Source organism: Pontimicrobium sp. SW4 (assembly GCF_039954625.1).
GTDB lineage: Bacteria > Bacteroidota > Bacteroidia > Flavobacteriales > Flavobacteriaceae > Pontimicrobium.
Genome location: NZ_CP157199.1, coordinates 3,312,153 through 3,330,775, shown reverse-complemented (window position 1 = coordinate 3,330,775; position 18,623 = coordinate 3,312,153). Strand labels below are relative to the sequence as shown.

The 18,623-nt window shown below is 31.7% G+C and carries 15 protein-coding genes; 4 read left to right on the top strand and 11 right to left on the bottom strand.

The window, feature by feature from the left end:
* Positions 1–25: 25 nt before the first annotated feature.
* From ABGB03_RS15270 to uvrC, 10 genes are all read right to left on the bottom strand, one after another.
* On the bottom strand, positions 26–2,710 hold the full coding sequence (locus tag ABGB03_RS15270) for a carboxypeptidase-like regulatory domain-containing protein (protein WP_347923590.1): 2,685 nt from the start codon (positions 2,708–2,710) through the stop codon (positions 26–28).
* 161 nt (positions 2,711–2,871) lie between these two features.
* Positions 2,872–4,518 carry a glucose-6-phosphate isomerase gene (gene pgi, locus ABGB03_RS15265; protein ID WP_347923588.1) on the bottom strand — a complete coding sequence of 549 codons (1,647 nt, stop codon included), beginning with the start codon at positions 4,516–4,518 and terminating at the stop codon, positions 2,872–2,874.
* A complete protein-coding gene (locus ABGB03_RS15260) occupies positions 4,518–5,867 on the bottom strand; it encodes a peptidoglycan DD-metalloendopeptidase family protein (RefSeq protein ID WP_347923587.1) in 1,350 nt (449 codons plus the stop codon). Before ABGB03_RS15260 ends, pgi begins: the two co-directional genes overlap by 1 nt.
* A 1-nt stretch (position 5,868) precedes the next feature.
* Positions 5,869–6,801 carry a tryptophan 2,3-dioxygenase family protein gene (locus ABGB03_RS15255; RefSeq protein ID WP_347923585.1) on the bottom strand — a complete coding sequence of 311 codons (933 nt, stop codon included), beginning with the start codon at positions 6,799–6,801 and terminating at the stop codon, positions 5,869–5,871.
* Positions 6,802–6,806: 5 nt separating this feature from the next.
* A complete protein-coding gene (locus ABGB03_RS15250) occupies positions 6,807–7,586 on the bottom strand; it encodes a DUF3108 domain-containing protein (protein WP_347923584.1) in 780 nt (259 codons plus the stop codon).
* 149 nt (positions 7,587–7,735) lie between these two features.
* Positions 7,736–8,896, bottom strand: a complete 1,161-nt coding sequence (hppD, locus tag ABGB03_RS15245) for a 4-hydroxyphenylpyruvate dioxygenase (RefSeq protein ID WP_347923582.1) — start codon at positions 8,894–8,896, stop codon at positions 7,736–7,738.
* Positions 8,897–8,900: 4 nt separating this feature from the next.
* Positions 8,901–10,067: a homogentisate 1,2-dioxygenase gene (locus ABGB03_RS15240; protein ID WP_347923580.1), complete on the bottom strand. Its 1,167-nt coding sequence runs from the start codon at positions 10,065–10,067 to the stop codon at positions 8,901–8,903.
* Between the two features lie 281 nt (positions 10,068–10,348).
* Positions 10,349–12,583, bottom strand: a complete 2,235-nt coding sequence (locus ABGB03_RS15235) for a patatin-like phospholipase family protein (protein WP_347923578.1) — start codon at positions 12,581–12,583, stop codon at positions 10,349–10,351.
* Positions 12,580–12,978 carry a hypothetical protein gene (locus tag ABGB03_RS15230; protein WP_347923576.1) on the bottom strand — a complete coding sequence of 133 codons (399 nt, stop codon included), beginning with the start codon at positions 12,976–12,978 and terminating at the stop codon, positions 12,580–12,582. Before ABGB03_RS15230 ends, ABGB03_RS15235 begins: the two co-directional genes overlap by 4 nt.
* A complete protein-coding gene (gene uvrC, locus ABGB03_RS15225) occupies positions 12,975–14,768 on the bottom strand; it encodes an excinuclease ABC subunit UvrC (RefSeq protein WP_347923574.1) in 1,794 nt (597 codons plus the stop codon). The genes ABGB03_RS15230 and uvrC overlap by 4 nt, the downstream gene beginning before the upstream one ends.
* Positions 14,769–14,853: 85 nt before the next feature.
* Between uvrC and ABGB03_RS15220 the strand changes: the two genes are divergently transcribed.
* From ABGB03_RS15220 to ABGB03_RS15205, 4 genes are read left to right on the top strand one after another with little or no spacing between them, the layout of a single operon-like run.
* Positions 14,854–15,279, top strand: a complete 426-nt coding sequence (locus tag ABGB03_RS15220) for a RimK/LysX family protein (RefSeq protein WP_347923572.1) — start codon at positions 14,854–14,856, stop codon at positions 15,277–15,279.
* Entirely contained in the window at positions 15,276–16,151 is an 876-nt protein-coding gene (rimK, locus tag ABGB03_RS15215) for a 30S ribosomal protein S6--L-glutamate ligase (RefSeq protein WP_347923570.1), read from the top strand. The genes ABGB03_RS15220 and rimK overlap by 4 nt, the downstream gene beginning before the upstream one ends.
* A 32-nt stretch (positions 16,152–16,183) precedes the next feature.
* On the top strand, positions 16,184–17,152 hold the full coding sequence (locus ABGB03_RS15210) for a succinylglutamate desuccinylase/aspartoacylase family protein (protein WP_347923568.1): 969 nt from the start codon (positions 16,184–16,186) through the stop codon (positions 17,150–17,152).
* Positions 17,149–17,712 carry a 5-formyltetrahydrofolate cyclo-ligase gene (locus tag ABGB03_RS15205; RefSeq protein WP_347923566.1) on the top strand — a complete coding sequence of 188 codons (564 nt, stop codon included), beginning with the start codon at positions 17,149–17,151 and terminating at the stop codon, positions 17,710–17,712. Before ABGB03_RS15210 ends, ABGB03_RS15205 begins: the two co-directional genes overlap by 4 nt.
* Here ABGB03_RS15205 and ABGB03_RS15200 read toward each other — a convergent pair.
* On the bottom strand, positions 17,709–18,620 hold the full coding sequence (locus tag ABGB03_RS15200; RefSeq protein ID WP_347923564.1) for a biopolymer transporter ExbD: 912 nt from the start codon (positions 18,618–18,620) through the stop codon (positions 17,709–17,711). The two genes, ABGB03_RS15205 and ABGB03_RS15200, sit on opposite strands and share 4 nt — an antisense overlap.
* Positions 18,621–18,623 lie beyond the last annotated feature (3 nt).

Genomic DNA, 18,623 nt, shown 5'->3' with positions numbered 1-18,623 from the left:
TTTTTTAATATCTATAATTAGAATATTAGAATTTGTAACGTAAGCTTACATTCCAAGTTCTACCTAAGCCAAAGTAACCTTGATTACGATTGCTAATTCCTTTAAAATTAGCTTCTCCACCTGTTGCTTCTATGTTTGTTCTTAAGTCAGAAAGATAAATCTCATAGAACACGTTATTTACGTTTGCTCTAATGTTTACAGACTTGTCTTTATCTTTTCCTACTAACATTTTGTATGATACCCCAGTATCAACAATCTTGTAAGCAGGTAATCTTAAATTTTCTTTAACTGCCCCTACATCAGCATAAAGTCTATCATAAAATCTAAAGTCAGCATCCCAAGAAAATCTTTCAGCTAAATCAACATCAATACCAAATCCTAAAGAGAATTGTGCCGCATCACCAACTTGGCCGCCATCTACATCATCTTCAAATTCCGAAATAATATTTCTGTCCTCATCAGTAATTTGAGTTGTAGATGACCCTTTAAATTGCCAGTTACCAGCAGACATAAATCCGTTAACTCTAAATCCATCAGATGGTCTTGCTACAAAATCTATTTCAACACCAGAGTGTAATTGCTCTACACCAAAGTTTAGCGTATTTTGAACAACACCACCTACAACATTAGATGAACTTACAACTCTATCTTTCCAAGATGTTCTATATAAGTTTACATTAGCAGAGAATTCTCTTGTACTATAAGAATATCCCGCTTCAAGACCAAAAATAGTTTCGTTTTGGTGACCAGGACTTACTTGGTTATTAAACTGAGGAAAGATATTATCATGATAAGGTTGTCTTGAATAAAGTCCTGCATTAACATATGCCTTATTTTCTTCAGCTTCATCTAATACAAATCCTAAGCCACCTTTAACATTGTAACCAATGTTGTTTACTTTCTCAGAGTCAACTGCATCCACAGTTCCTGAAGGAAGTGGTGTTCCAGTCCATTGCGATGATGTACCATCTATAAGTGATTGGTCGGCATACTGATAATGATCAAAACGTTGGTGTGATTGATTTGATAGTGCTCCTTGGAAGAATGCAGAAAATCTATCAGTAGAATATTCTAATTGAGTAAACAAACCTGCATAAGAAATACGCTCGTCATTACTATAAGCAATTTTCTCGTCTTCATCAAACTTAGCGAACATAGCTGTCCATGGGTTTGCAGCCATGTCTCTAGTTGTAATTACGTTTTTATAAGTACCAAAAGATCCATATGTTTGATGATTTTCATCTCTTAAACGAATATTTTCTTGCCATGAAGTTAAACCGTGAAAATTTTCAACAATTCTAAAATGTTCTCCATAGTATGTTCTTAAATCTAAACCAACATTAAATGAAAGGTTTTCGCTAAGTTGTGTTTCTAAATTAGAAACAACTCCATACCAACTGTGTAAGTTCATTGACGAACGAGTAATATATCCGCCCTCTGCAGCAAAGTTTCCTCCAGCTCCAGAAGTTGATAAGTTGTAAGCATAAATTGCATCATAATCTATACGTCCTTCAGCAGTTCTAATACGACTACCTCTGTTTCCAGTTCCTCCACCTCGTCCCCAAGATGCATATAACACAGTAGATAAATTAGTATCGTCACTAATTTTATAATCCCAGTTTAAGTTGGCAACAGGTTTATGGTAAAAGTTTCTTCTTTCAGTCATATATTTACCTTTGTAGGTCCCCCAGTTATTGTTATATCTCCTACCGTACTTCTCATAATCAGATAATCTTTTTGAAAAGTTTTGATCATGAAACTGAGGTGCTCCAGTAATTAAAAAGTTAAAGTTATGAGTCTCGTTAGGTGTATATCCTACAGATAAGAAATATGTTTGACCAGCCCCAAAGTTTCCTTCGTTGTAGCCATCACCTTGCCAGTGAGATAACATAAAGCTTGCTCCCCAACCCTTTTCAGATTTCCCAGTACTGTATTGGTACGTTGTTTTAATGTAATCGTTATTAGCTACACCAGCATATACAAATCCAGATTCTCTTTTATCAGTAGTTTTAGTTACAAAGTTTGTTGTACCACCTACTGAAGAAATTGCTAATTTAGAAGAGCCTAGTCCTCTTTGAATTTGAACTGCACTTGCAATATCGTTAATTCCAGACCAGTTTGACCAATACATTCTACCATCTTCCATACCATTAATTGGTTGTCCGTTTAATAGGTAAGCTGTATTCTCTTGTCCAAAACCACGAACGTTAATTCTAGAATCTCCAAATCCACCTGCTTGACCTGCAACATAAATTGAAGGTGTGTTTACAAGTGTCATTGTAATGTCTTGCGTTCCAATTTTCTTTTGAATCTCAGCAGCTGTAATAGTAGACACGGCTACTGGTGTTTTTCTATCATCGGCTAAATCAATAAGTCCTGTACCAACAACAACGATTTCTTCTAAAGCGTTATCAGGAAACAATGTAACTGTTCCTAAGTTAGTATTACCATCAAATTTCAACGTTACAGATTCATATCCTACATAAGATATAACTATCTGTCCTGAAGCTGCTTGAGTGGTTAAAGTGAATTTCCCATCAAAATCTGTAGATGCTCCATTTGTTGTTCCTTTTTCAAGGATGTTTGCCCCAGGTAATGGAGCATTCAGTTCAGAATCCATAATGATTCCTGTAACTTTACTTTGAGCTATTGTATTTGAAGTAAACACTAATGCTAAAGCAAGTAATAAAAATTGAGTAGTTTTTTTCATACTGAAAAATTAAATTGATTTTTTAGTTCTAGGCAAAATTAACTATTAGTTGTCATTATTCATTAACTTATAGTTAAGAATTTTACCGCTGCAAATATACATACTATTGTTGAATTTTAACAAATTTTAACTTAATAACCTTTAGTAGAAAAACTCAACAATTACTTCGATGAACTCCTATAATGATTAATAAGATTTTTAGTAGAAGAATCGTGGCTCTTACTTTTGGAATTATTAAACTCTTCCAATACACTTGTGGCTAACTGTTTTCCTAACTCAACACCAAATTGATCGTAACTATAAATATTCCATATTACACCTTGTACAAATATTTTATGTTCGTATATAGCAATTAACTTCCCAAGACTTTTTGGCGTTAGCTTATTTATAAAAAATGTTGTCGTTGGCTTGTTGCCCTTAAACACTTTAAACGGACTTAATTGTCTTATTGCTTCTTTTGATAATTTAGAATTTAGTAACTCTTTTTCGACCACTTCTTTAGGTTTACCATATAGTAGTGCTTCCGTTTGCGCAATAAAATTAGATATGAGTTTATCTTGATGGTCTCTATTACCATGCAAACTTTCTTTATAACCTATAAAATCGGTAGGGACTAATTTTGTTCCTTGATGCAATAATTGAAAAAAAGCATGTTGGGAATTTGTTCCTGGTTCCCCCCAAATTATATTCCCAGTTTGGTAATTAACCTTATCTCCATTTCTAGCAATCGTTTTTCCGTTGCTTTCCATAGTCGCCTGCTGAAGATATGTTGTAAATTGATTTAAGTACTGTGTATATGGTATTATTGCCTCGCTTTGAGTCTTAAAAAAATTATTATACCAAATACTTATAAAAGCTGTAATTACAGGAATATTTGATTGAAACGGCTCGTTTTTAAAATGCTTATCCATTTTATGAGCACCTTCTAATAAGTTTTCAAAGTTTTTATATCCAACCGATAAGCTTATACTTAACCCAACTGCACTCCATAATGAAAATCGTCCACCAACCCAATCCCACATTGGAAATATATTATCTTCTAAAACACCAAAATCTTTAGCTTTTTCGATATTAGTAGATACTGCAACAAAATGTTTAGAAACACTACTCTTTTTTATAGATTGTAAAAACCATTTTCTAATGGTATTGGCGTTGGACAATGTTTCCTGAGTGGTAAATGTCTTAGAAACAATAACAAATAGGGTTGTCTCTGAATTTAACTTTTTTAAAACTTCATTAACATGGTCGCCATCTACATTGCTAATAAAATGAGTTGTTAAATGGTTTTTGTAAAAGCTTAAAGCATCAACAACCATTGATGGACCAAGATCGGAACCACCAATACCAATATTTACAATATCTGTAAATGGTTTTCCAGTAAACCCTTTTGACTTACCACTTACAATATTATTTGTAAAAGTTTCGATTTTTTTCTTGGTTTCGTAAATCTTAGGAATGATGTTTTCGCCATCAACAAATATTTGAGCAGTTTTTGGTGCTCGTAAAGCAGTATGTAATACTGCTCTGTCCTCTGTTTGATTTATTTTATCTCCTGAAAAATAGCTAGATATAGCTTCTTTTAATTCAATTTCTTCTGCTAATTCCAAAAACAAATCAATGGTTGATTGAGTAATTCTATTTTTCGAATAATCCACAAAAAAATCGTCCCACCTTATAGTAAAACGATTTGCACGATTTGCATCTTCTTCAAACCATTGTGTCATGTGAACATTTTCTATATCTTTAAAATGTTCTTCAAGCTTTTTCCAAGCTTTAGTTTTGGTTGGGTTGATGCTCTTTAAAGCCATTATTTTTCGGTTATTAAATCGTCTTCTACCAATATTTGATTATCTAAAACCTTAGTACTATCTATTTTAATTTCCAGTTGATTCCTTAAAAATTCAATACCATCTAGTTGAGCTTTAAGTGGCTTAATAAACTCTAAATACTCAGCCTTAAGACTATCAGAAATCGGTTCTGCTTCAGGTAGCTTTTGTTTAAAAGGGTCTACTTGTTTTCCGTTTTTCCAAAAACGATAGCACACATGAGGCCCTCCTGTGTTTCCAGTCATACCTACCCAACCAATAACATCTCCTTGTTTTACAAATTGTCCAACCTTTACATTTCTGTTTTTCATATGCAAATACTGGGTGCTATACGTAGCATTGTGCTTTATTTTTACATATTTACCATTACCTCTAGTATAACTTGAACTAGTTACTGTACCATTTGCTGTTGCTAAAATAGGTGTACCAATACTTGCCGCAAAGTCAGTTCCTTTATGAGGTCTTACTCTATTGCCATAATAGGCAATGCGTCTTTTTAAGTTATACCTTGAAGACACACGACTAAATTGCACAGGTGCTTTTAAAAATGCTCTACGTAAATTTTTAGCGTCTTCGCTAAAGTAATCTTTAAATCCTCTTTCTTTATCGGTTTCAAATTCAAAAGCATAAAAAGGTTCTTTGTTATGCTCAAAATAGGCCGCTTTTATTTTATGAACTCCAACATAAGTACTATCGTCAATATATTTATCGGTGTAAATTACTTTGAATTTATCGCCTTGTTGCAATCTATTAAAATCAATAGTCCATGCGTAAATATCGTCAGCCATCATATATGCCAACCTCTGGCTTAATCCTAGTTCGTCTAATACTTGAGAGATATTTGATCCAGGAGCAATGGTTCCTGTTGCCTCTTTTTCAACATATTTAATTGGTTTTTTATTGGAATATGCATGAATAGAATCTTGGAAATTAATAACTACATAATCTTCCTTATTAGGCTGATAAATAAAACATGTTGGTAATTGTAAAGAGTCTTTAGAGCAAAGTAGTGTATATGGTTTTCCTTCTTGAAGTCTTGCAATATTAAAAGAATCTTTGGTTTTTTCAACGATGTTATAAATTTGAGGATATCCTATCTTATTCCGTTCTAGTATTTGACCAAAACTATCCCCTCTTCTTATAGTATCTCTTACTACAATGAAATCGTTTAGGTTAAAGCCAAACTCATATTTTTCGATTTCTTTCTCTTCTTCTAAAGCTATTTCATCACTATTAATATCTACTTTTGGTTCTTGTTTACAAGATACTATTCCAACAGATAATGTAAATATTAAAAGCCCCTTTTGAAGTTTTTTATTCTGAAAAATCATATTAAACATTTTCTCCCCAATTATCTATTTCTTGTTGACTCCAAAGTTCTGGAAAAAATATGCGTTTTTGGTACTTTGGATGCATGTATTTTTGCCAATCACTTCCGCCAGTTGCTTCACCATCTCCTTCTGGCCCCAAAATATAGTGCACAGCAGCTTGATAATGTGCCATAACCCAAGTGATATTTACCGTATAGTCATAATGTCTCATCGCTTTAACTAATGCTTCATTTTTTTGATCTTTATCTGGCAACTCTTTAAATCTTGACCATAAATTTTTGGTATTATAAATTTTCATGAAAGTTATAAACTCTTCCTTGTAACGGTTTTCAAAATTAATTAAGAGCTTAGATTTACTTCCCGTTTTATAGTCTTTTCCTGCTGCTTGCCAATACAAATGCTCAAAAGCATGTTCAAAAGCTGTATTTCTATCTATCGTTTTTCTAAATCTACTATCGATTAGGTTGATAAGCTCGGTTGAAGCAAACTCGATTTTTCTATATTGCCCACTTTGAAACCCACTTGCAGGTGTTAAAGTATGCCTAAATTTACTGTACTGCTCGACATCCATTCCTTCTCGCATAATATTAAAAGAGGTCGTTAGCATATCAAAATATCGACTAATACGCATGAGCTTTTCTTCAAAGAATTTAGCTGTTAAGCATTTATTTTCAGCAACTTGAGAAATCTCCCAAAGAATCATTTTAAAAAGCAACTCATTTATTTGATGATAAGTAATAAACACCATTTCATCGGGAAACGTAGTACGTTGTATTTGAAGACTTAACAAGGCATCCGTATGAATATAGTCCCAATAAGTAATAGAGTTTGAATATAGTAAACCCTCTAGGTAGTTTTCGGTATCTTCACTCTCGGCGTCGTACTTTTGTTGAATTTTATTTAATAAGTGGGTATAATCTGGTTGGTTAGACATAATTATTAATCAAATTGTATTTCAAATGGGTGCTTCAACCCTTTAAAAGCTTCTAAATCAGCTCTTAAAGAGCCTATAGCTAAGTCTGCTTTTAATCGCAAAGGTATTTTATTTTTATCAGCGCTTACCCATAAAGTTAAACTTTCTTCTTCTTTAAAAACACGTCCAGCCATAACATATGGCCTAAACATTAAGCATTTTACTTTTCCAAAATTAGTTTTAATAGTTTCTTCACCTAAGTATTTTAGTTTGAAATTATAGTTTTCAAAGTCAAAAAACATGGTTAAATTTACTTCATCACCTGGTTTAATATTTGTAGTATCGTAATTATTACGCAAATAATAAAATGCAGATACCATATCTTGTACACCAAGCTCAGTATCATGAATCGTTTTTCTTTTTTTCTTAATATTATTTACGTAAGCTTTTTGATTTACTTGATCAAATTCTATCTCTAGATTTTTGGTATGACCTCCTTCATTAATATCTCTTATAAACTTATAAGGCAGATTACTTTCTTTATCAAAGTAACTTTCATATCTGTCTCTTACTTTAAAAAACCAACCTATTGCACCAGTTGTTTTTCCTTTGCCAACAACATGAAATACAGGTTTCCCTTCTAATTTCTTTTCTTTTATTTCCATAGTGGCTTCACCAGCTTTCATCCAGCCACTATAGCTCATTTTAAATTTAAACCATTCTCCTGATTGATATGCAGACTCTTGTTGGGCAAACAAAGGTATACATAGCAGTAATACAAGTAATATAAGTAGATTTTTTTTCATAATTTGAGTAATTATACTAAAACCATTTAATTAAGTTTTTATTGTTTATAATACTTGAAAATACAATTACTGTTCCAAAAGTATTAAAACCAAAAAACTCTATCGATATAATCAATAGAGTTTTTAAGCTAATTTTAGTTAAATATTTGTTATAATGTACCTCTATTTGCTTGTTCACGCTCAATAGACTCGAAAAGCGCTTTGAAATTTCCCGCTCCAAAGCCACGTGCTCCCATACGTTGAATGATTTCAAAGAATAATGTTGGTCTATCTTCAACTGGTTTTGTAAAGATTTGCAATAAATAACCTTCTTCATCAGCATCAATCATAATTCCAAGACTTCTTAAAGTTTCAATGTCTTCTCTAAGTTCATGACTAAACTCTTCTAATCTCCTAGGGACAGCTCTATAATAAGCTTCTGGAGGTGTAGATAAAAACTCCACGCCTCGTGCTCTTAGTTTAGACACAGTAGTAATAATATCATCGGTAGCTACAGCAATATGTTGCACTCCTGGACCTTCATAAAAGTCTAAATACTCTTCAATTTGTGATTTCTTTTTCCCTTTAGCAGGTTCATTAATTGGAAATTTAATTCGTCCATTACCATTACTCATAACTTTACTCATTAATGCTGAGTATTCTGTATGAATTTGTTTATCGTCAAAAGACAAGAAATTTTCAAAGCCCATGACATCTTCATACCATTTTACCCATTGGTTCATTTCTCCCCAACCTACGTTACCAACCATATGATCTACAAATTTTAATCCTACCGAAGTTGGATTATAATCTGATTCCCATTTTTGATAACCAGGAAGAAATGTCCCGTTGTAGTTTTTTCGCTCTATAAACATGTGAACCGTTTCACCATAAGTATGAATTCCTGCTTTAACAACCTCACCAAATTCATCATTCTCAATCACAGGCTCCATGTAAGATTTTGCACCTCTGCTAGTAGTTTCTTGATAAGCACTACGTGCGTTTTCTACCCAAAGTGCAACTACTTTTACCCCATCGCCATGTTTTACAATGTGGTCATTAATTGGTGAACTACTATTTAATGGTGTAGTTAGTACTAATCTTATCTTATCTTGAACTAATACATAGCTAGCTCTATCTCTTACTCCAGTTTCTAATCCTGCATATGCTAAAGATTGAAATCCAAATGCAGTTTTATAAAAATGGGCTGCTTGTTTTGCATTACCTACATAAAACTCTACATAATCTGTTCCAAGAAGCGGTAGGAAGTCTTGCGCTCCTTCAAATATTTTTTCTAAACCGTAGTTTACTGATTTTATTTCTTTACTCATGATATTAATGATTTTCTTCTAACCAAGATTTAAAATAATCTTCGTCAGCTATTTTTAATGCTTCTTCAGTTACTTGTAATGGTTTAAATGTATCTACCATTACTGCAAGTTCTAGTGTGTCTTTTTTTCCAATACTACGTTCCATAGCTCCTGGGTGTGGCCCATGAGGTATTCCAGCTGGATGCAACGAAATGTGTCCTGCCTCAATATCGTTTCTACTCATAAAATCACCGTCTACATAATACAAGACCTCATCACTATCTATATTGCTATGATTATAAGGTGCTGGAATTGCATCTGGGTGATAATCATATAAACGAGGGACAAAACTACATACCACAAAAGCTGAAGTTTCAAAAGTTTGATGTACTGGAGGCGGTTGATGAATGCGTCCTGTTATAGGTTCGAAATCGTGAATTGAAAACGCATATGGGTAATTGTAACCATCGTAACCTATCACATCAAAAGGGTGTGAGGCATATACCATTTCTATAATTTCTCCTTGCTTTTTTATATTAATTAAAAAATCTCCAGATTCGTTATATGTTTCTAATTCTTCTGGTCTACGTATATCTCGTTCACAAAAAGGCGAGTGCTCTAACAATTGTCCAAACCAATTTCTATAACGTTTTGGGGTATATATTGGACTGTAAGATTCTACAATAAAAAGACGATTATCTTTGGTATCAAAATCTATTTTATAAATCATTCCGCGCGGAATAATTAAATAATCCCCATACTTAAAATCTAAATTTCCATACATAGTACGCAGTTTTCCTGTGCCTTTATGAATGAAAATCATTTCGTCTGCATCTGTATTTTTATAAAAATAGTCTTGTGCTTTATTTTGTGGAGCAGCTAAAATAATATTACAATCGCTGTTTGTAAGTACTGTTTTTCTACTTTGTAGATAATCGGCTTCTGGTTTTACTTGAAACCCTCTAAACCTATAGGATTGAATATTATTAGCTTTAGCAACTTTTGGAGCAACACTATACTGCTTTTTAATAGCTTTTACTTGTGTTGGTCTTTGCTCATGATAGCTATTGGTTGACATCCCATCAAATCCAATGGTACCAAAGAGTTGTTCGTAATAATAATCTCCATTTGGTTTTTTAAAAATGGTGTGTCGTTTAGGTGGTATTTCCCCTAGTTTATGATAAAATGGCATTTTTTAAAATATTTATTTGGTTAATTTTAATTGTTAATTGTTATCTAAACACTTAGTTAAGATACAGTTTCACAACTAATACAATAAAATTTATACTAAGATAATTAATTAAAAAGATTCCTGTCTTGTTCTTCAGCCAAAGTTATGGCAACATACGAATGCAGGAATGACAATGACAACTTACTCAGGATTTCTCTTGATAAGATAATGTAAAAGAAGTAATAAGTATTTCCAAAAAGATTTCATGATATTACAAATATCGGAAAATTAATTGAATGTTATTAAAACCAAAACCCTATATTAAAAAACCATTTACTTTGGCTTGTTTCTGGTGACCAAGTATATTTTGCTTCAATGGGTCCAATAATGGTATCAAAACCATATCCTAAAGCGTAACCACTATAGTCTGGCGTTGTAATCCATTCGCCATCTGTAAAAATATTATCATCTACATTAGCATAATTAGCCGAAAAATTAAAATGATGATTTTTCACAAACTCATAATCCATATTAATAAGTCCTTTTACAAAACTATCTCCAATGATTGAAATATGGTCATAGCCATAAAATGAGATGAAATTATTTATAAAATTATTACCATACCCTCCTAAAGCAAAGCTTAAGGATTGATTAGAATTATCACCAATTCTAAACCCTCCTTCAGAACTTAAGATAATTGAAAATTTACTTGATAAACTAAAAGCATATCCAATATTGGCTTTTGCAAAAGAAAACTGTGCAAAATTGTTATTAAAATCTGATGATGATAAATACAAATGAAAATCGCTATCAAATAAAAATCCACTTTTGGGAAAATATTTATGGCTATAAGTGTCAAACTTCAGTTTGCCAAACAAGCTTAAAAAATCGCTATTCTCAAACGTTGTTTCTTCTGCATTAGGATTTGGATTATTTACAATAGTTTCAGAAGTGATTTGAAGTTTTTTATGCTCTGCTCCCAACATTAAGGACAAATCTTTTCTAAATAATGTTTGCAAGTAAAATTGATTGGTAAAATCTTTTAACTCAATGTCTAATTTATTTAACCCAGTTGTTGCGATTTCTACTTCACTCAATAATAATGAAGCACTTATATCTTTATGAAATGTATTGAATCTAGATCGTAAACCGATACTCCAATAAAAACCCTTATCTATATAATATTCTAAATTATATCTAATGTTATCCCCAAGAATAATGTCTAAAGTCGCAACATCATTATTTAATAATAATCGCTTTTGGGTTAAATTAATTAATGCTGCGCTTTTGTATAAATCGTCATAATGAGCACCTAGTTTTAAATAAGTTTTAGTATCACTTTCTTTTAGAGTTGCTAGTAAATCATGACCATCATTTTTAGGCTTAAATTGGTATAAAAAGCTGTCAAAATTATTAGTTGCTACTAAATTATTTACGCCTCTTGTAAATTCTCTATAATCAGTTTTTTCGTTTGCTTTTATTTTTAATTTACCTAACACATAAGCCCTTGTGTATTTTTCATTTCCACTTAAGAATATATTATTAATCTTAATACTATCTATTTTAGCTATTGAATATTTTGGTTTAGTATTCTCAGTCGCTAATTCTTTTAGCGCTTTTATACTTTTAATTGCTGCTGCTTCTCCTCTTTTAATTATTTGTTCGCCATCGTCAAAAGACACTACTGTAAATTCTTTAATATCTGGTTTAATATAAATATCGGTCCTAGTGGACTTTTCTTTCATATCCTTTATAGTTCTATAATTATTTATTTGTAATAAAATTTCGGGTGCGGATTTTAGGTTTTCTCTAGTTGATAAATCATCTTGCACATCAACACCAATAATAATATCCATACCTTTTGCTTTGAGCTCATCTATTGGATAGTTATTAACCACGCCTCCATCAATTAATATTTGATTATTAATCGTTACTGGTTGAAATAACGACGGAAAAGCACCACTAGCTGCAATGGCTTGTGCCAAACTTCCTTCATTTAACACAACTGGTTTTCCAGTTTCTACATTGGTTGCAATACATAAAAATGGAATTGGTAAGTTTTCGAAGTTTTCTATATCACTTACATGAAGCGTTAACTTAGAGAATAAATTAAACACATTTTGCCCTCTAGAAATTGCTGAAGGTAATTGTATCTTAAAATTGTTGAAAGGGATTGAAATAGCATATTTCTCAAAATTTTCTCGCTCATAAAACGTCTTAGACGCTCTTGGGAGATCATCTCCAATTAGTTTGTCAAAATCTATCCCATTAAATATTTTCTCTAGTTCTTTTCCAGAATAACCTGAAGCATAAAGCGACCCAATTACAGCTCCCATACTTGTACCTGAGATATAATCTATTTTTATACCAAGACTGTCAATAGTTTTTAAAACACCTATATGAGCTAATCCCTTTGCACCACCACCACTTAGCACTAAACCTATTTTAGGGTTTGGCTTTTCAAGAGTATCATTTTGTGCCTTCGTAGAAAACGAAATGAGCATTAATAGGGTTAATATTGCTACGTTTCTTTTCAAATTAGCTTTCCTCTTTCATCAAACATTTTTAAATATTTTTCGAATCCTAATTCTGAACCAAAAGTAGTATCATGATAAACAACCATACCATCTTCTAATTTTATATAAACACTATCATATTCAGAATCTAATATCACATCTATTATCTTTTTATTCTCAAATACATTTTTGAAATTAGTTTCTAATTCAACAATTTTTTCCTCATCATTCCATTCTAATAAATAGTCATGGCCTAATTCATACTTTCTTTTATTGTTAATTTCAAAAATATATTTGTATAATAGTAAATTACCCAATCCTTCAAACCAAAATGTAGTAAATGGCTCCCTAGTTCGATAAATTCGAATTAGAAATGAATTCACAATTTCAGATTTAAGCTTTTCAAAATTCTTCATTTCTCATGGTAATAACTATAAATTTTTTGAGCTCTTGATACACCTACAACATCTTCTAGTTCATCCAGCTTTGCATACGAAATTCGTTTTACTGATTTAAACTGTTTTAACAACTCCACAATGGTTTTTTCTCCAATACCTGGTATAGTTTCTAACTCCGTATTTAACGCACTTTTACTCCGTTTATTTCTATGGTGTTCTATACCAAAACGATGTGCTTCATTTCGTAATTGTTGAATAATTTTGAGTGTCTCGCTTTTTTTATCTAAATATAATGGAATTGGATCATTTGGATAGAATAATTCTTCTAAACGTTTTGCAATTCCAATAATGGCAATTTTTCCTCGTAAATTTAATTCATCTAAACTCTTTAATGCTGAAGATAATTGACCTTTTCCACCATCAATAATAATCAATTGTGGTAAGGATTGTTTTTCGTCTAATAATCGTTTGTAGCGTCTGTAAACCACTTCTTCCATAGATGCAAAATCGTCTGGGCCTTCAACAGTTTTTATATTAAAATGTCTATAATCTTTTTTACTGGGTTTTCCATTTTTGAACACAACACATGCAGCCACTGGATGAGTTCCTTGAATGTTACTGTTATCAAAACACTCTATATGCCTAGGTTCTTCTTTAAGTCGTAAATCAGCTTTCATTTGTGCCATAATACGATTAGCATGTCTATCTGGGTCTACAATTTTCACTTGTTTTAATTGCTCTAATCTATAATATTTCGCATTCCTAATAGATAAATCTAGAATGTGTTTTTTGTCGCCCAGTTTTGGAATAGTTACCTTTATATGGTCTCCAATATCAATTTTAAAAGGCACATATATTTCTTTAGATAAAGAATTAAACCGCTGCCTAATTTCTATAATAGCAATCTCCAATAGTTCTTTATCTGTTTCGTCTAGTTTCTTTTTTATTTCAAGCGTGTGTGAGCGCACAATAGAACCTAACGAAATTTGCAGAAAATTCACATAAGCATAGCTTTCGTCACTTACAATGGAAAACACATCTACATTGTTTATCTTAGGATTTACAATGGTAGATTTGGCTTGGTAATTTTCTAGAATGTCTATTTTTTCCTTTACTTTTTGCGCTTCTTCAAAATGCATCTTTCCCGCGAGATTATTCATTTGTTGTTTGAATCGCTGTAAAGAATCTTTAAAATTTCCTTTTAAAATTTCACGAATTGCCTTTATATTTTCATCATATGCCGAAACCGTTTCATATCCTTCACATGGCCCTTTACAATTTCCTAAATGATATTCTAAACACACTTTATATTTTCCTGCTTCAATTTTTTCTTGCGATAAATCGTATTTACATGTTCGCAATTGATACAAACCTCGTATTAAATCTAACAAGGTGTAAACAGTTTTTACACTTGTATAAGGACCAAAATATTCGCTTCCATCTTTTATAAGCCTCCTTGTTTGAAAAACTCTAGGGAAGCGTTCATTTTTTATACAAATCCATGGATATGATTTGTCATCTTTAAGCATCACATTATATCGTGGCTTGTGCTTTTTTATAAGATTATTCTCTAGCAAAAGCGCGTCAGTTTCAGTTTCAACCACAATGTGTTTGATGTTTGCTATTTTTTTTACAAGAATGCGAGTTTTGCCATTCTCGTGCGTTTTAGTAAAATAAGAGCTGACTCTTTTTTTTAAATTTTTAGCTTTTCCGACATAGATTATAGCATCATTTATATCATAATATTGATATACTCCTGGTAAATTCGGTAGGGTTTGCAGTTGTATTTCAAGAGGAGATTTCGCCATTACTCAAAGGTACTAATTCAAACTAAAAAAGATATAATTTCTAATATCTTTATCAGTATATTTCGCCACTTATTTAAATCCATTTATGATGAAAAAAAATATTGGTAGAGTTGACATAGTTGACTTTCCAAAGTTAAATTTATTTGATGTAGCAGTTAAAATAGATACTGGAGCTTATACTTCAGCAATACACTGTTCAGAAATTATTGAAGAAAATAATACACTGCGATGTACTTTTAAAAGTAAAGGACATCCAAACTTTAACAGCAGAGATATTGTTTTTGATAATTACACATATACTGATGTAAAAAGTAGTAATGGATTTAAAGAAAATAGGTTTAAAATAAAGTCTGAAGTTATATTCTTTGGAAAGAAGTACAAGATTAACTTAACTTTAAGCACACGAGACGATATGAAATTTCCAGTGTTAATTGGAAGACAGTTTTTAAGCAAAAAGTTTTTGGTTGATGTTGATTTGGAAAATGAATCGTATAAGAACAAAACATTATGAATATTGTAATTTTATCAAGAAACCCTAATTTATACTCTACACGTCGTCTTATAGAAGAGGGTGAAAACAGAGGTCATGAAGTTGAAGTCATAGACCCTTTGAAATGTGATATTATTATAGAAAAGGAAAAACCAACCATCTATTATAAAGACAGGTATCTTGATTATGTTGATGCTATTATCCCACGAATTGGTGCTTCGGTAACTTTTTATGGCTGTGCTGTTGTACGGCAGTTTGAAATGATGAATGTGTTTACCATTTGCACATCAGATGCTATACAACGTTCACGTGATAAACTACGAAGTCTCCAAAGACTAAGTAAAGCAGGAATAGGAATGCCAAAAACCGTGTTTACAAATTATTCTAGAGATGTTGAAGAAGTCATAGAGCATGTTGGTGGTACTCCAGTAATTATAAAATTATTAGAAGGCACTCAAGGTCTCGGTGTAGTGCTAGCTGAAACGAAAAATGCAGCAGAGTCTGTCTTGGAAGCATTTAATGGATTACAAGCTCGAGTAATTGTTCAAGAATTTATAAAAGAGGCTAAAGGTGCTGATATTAGAGCTTTAATTGTTGATGGACAAGTTGTAGGTGCTATGAAGCGTCAAGGAAAAGAGGGTGAATTTCGTTCTAATTTGCATCGTGGTGGTTCTGCCAACATTATTAAACTAGATACTGATGAGCTAAAATTAGCAATGAATGCATCTCGTGCTTTAAAACTTCCCGTTTGCGGTGTCGATATGCTACAATCTGCTCGTGGGCCATTATTGCTGGAAGTAAATTCAACTCCTGGATTGGAAGGTATAGAAACCGCAACTCATAAAAACATTGCGAGAGCAATTATTACTTTTATTGAACGTAATAGAAACTAATTAAAAAATTTCCGTTTTCACGGAAAATAAATATGAGCGAAAAAGATATTTTAGAAATATTAGGTGAAAAGGTTGCTCTTGGTAAAAGCGCAACTGTTAGTTTTAATGTGGCAAAATTGCACACTCAAAACACCATTGATGTTCCTGTAATTATTGAACGTTCAAAAAAACCTGGTCCTACTATTTTAATTACTGCTGGAATTCATGGTGATGAAATAAATGGTGTAGAAATTGTGAGGCAAATTATAGCTAAAGGCATCAACAAGCCTAAAAAAGGAACTATTATTTGTATTCCTGTGATTAATGTTTTTGGGTTTATTCACATGGATAGGGAATTTCCAGATGGTCGCGACCTAAATCGTGTGTTTCCAGGAACTAAAGGTGGTTCATTAGCAAGTAGAGTTGCTCATAAATTAATAACTGAAATTGTACCTCATGCCGATTTAATAATGGACTTTCATACTGGTGGTGCAGATCGATTTAATTCAGCACAAATTAGAATCAAGAAAAAAGAACCTGTTTTAAACGAGCTAGCCGAAGTTTTCGGCGCACCTTTTGTTTATTATTCAAAGAATCTCAATAAATCGTTTAGAAATACAAGCTATAAATTAGGCATTCCGATGCTTCTTTTTGAAGGTGGTAAGTCCTTTAATATTGATGCAACAATTACAAATACTGGAGTTAATGGAGCTAAACGTGTACTACACCATCTTGGTATGCTGAAAACTAATTTTAAAGTTTCTCGACCTAAAAAAGCTACTATATATATATCGGATAGTAAATGGCTTAGAGCAAAATATTCAGGAATGTTTAAAGCTTCGGTTACAATTAATTCATTCGTAAATGAAGGCAACGTAATTGGACATATCACAGATCCATATGGAAGCTTCAATCATTTTGTAAAAGCACCAAATAGTGGTTATATCTTCAACATTAACGAATCACCTTTAGTGTATCAAGGTGATGCAATTTTTCATATTTCTACAAAATTAGAAGAATGACAAAAAAAGAATTAAGAAAAAAATACAAAGAATTAAGAAATAATTTATCTTTTGAAAACATTGAGGAAAAAAGTTTAGCAATTTCTAATCAATTATTGACTTTAGATATTTGGGACAAATCATTCTACCATATTTTTTTAACGATTGCTGTGCATAAAGAAATTAATACTGATTATACTCTAAATATTCTAGCTGGGAAAGACAAACATATTGTAGTATCTAAAAGTAATTTTGAATGCGTAAATCTTGAAAACTATTTGCTTACAGATAGTACTATTATTAAAACTAACCATTGGAACATTCCTGAGCCTGTTGATGGCATACCAATTGAAAGCTCAAAAATTGAAGTTGTTTTTGTGCCATTATTATGCTTTGACAAAAAAGGACATCGTGTAGGCTATGGTAAAGGGTTTTACGATAATTTTTTAAGCGATTGTAATCCAGAAACTATAAAAATTGGATTATCATTATTTGAAGTTGAAGAAGCTGTTGATGATGTTTATGAAGGTGACATCCCTCTTAATTACTGTGTAACTCCTGAGAAGATTTATCAATTTTAGTTACAAAATTTTATTCCCGACTTTTGATGAATCCCTTTGATTTCTGAAGATATTTCTGCAAAAAGAGGAATGTGTCTCTCTTTATTCTTTCGCTCTAATTTTCTAACTATATTAATCATTTTAAAGTAGTTTTTATAAACTAAATTGTCATCAAAATTGACTAATAACACATCATTATTTAGAAAAACTTTTTCAATATCTTCTAAATCATCAAAGTTAATCAGTTCCTTCTCTATCTTAATTCCATTGTTTCCTATAGAAACACATGAATAACTTTTCCCCTCTAATATTTCATCAATGATTTCTTGCTGGTCAGAATACAATTTGTGTTTAAACTCAGCTGTCCAATGCATAGGTGGCGGTGGTGGAGGCAATAAAAACCCCATCTCCGTTTCTTCATTGATTCTTCTAATACTATCATTGTATCTCCTATCCTCTTCTTCTTGTTTTTTTGTTGTTTTCTTTTCTATATGTTGATACCTGAAAAAAGATTGATGATTTCTAAAGCCTAATCCTTTTAACAAGTCTTTATCTTCAACACTTCCTGTTTTATAATATGTATTATACATATAAACACTCGCTATTTCAGTTTTAATTTTATCAATAATTTTATAAGGAACTACTTTATCTATGTATAAAAAAACTTTTGTAAAAACTATATCTTCAATAGGTAATTTATATCTTATGTAACTTAAACGTTTACCTAATTCGCTAATCTCGATTTGTTCTTCTTCTAAATAGACGGCATTTTCTTTGTCAACATAAATACTAATTATAGGAGATGTATAATTTACTTTTATCTCTTCTATACCTAATGGTAATTCTATTTTGCTAGTTTGTGCCTTTGTAATAGGAACAATAAGAATAATAAAAATTAATGAAAATAGATGTTTATTTACAGTTTGCATTAG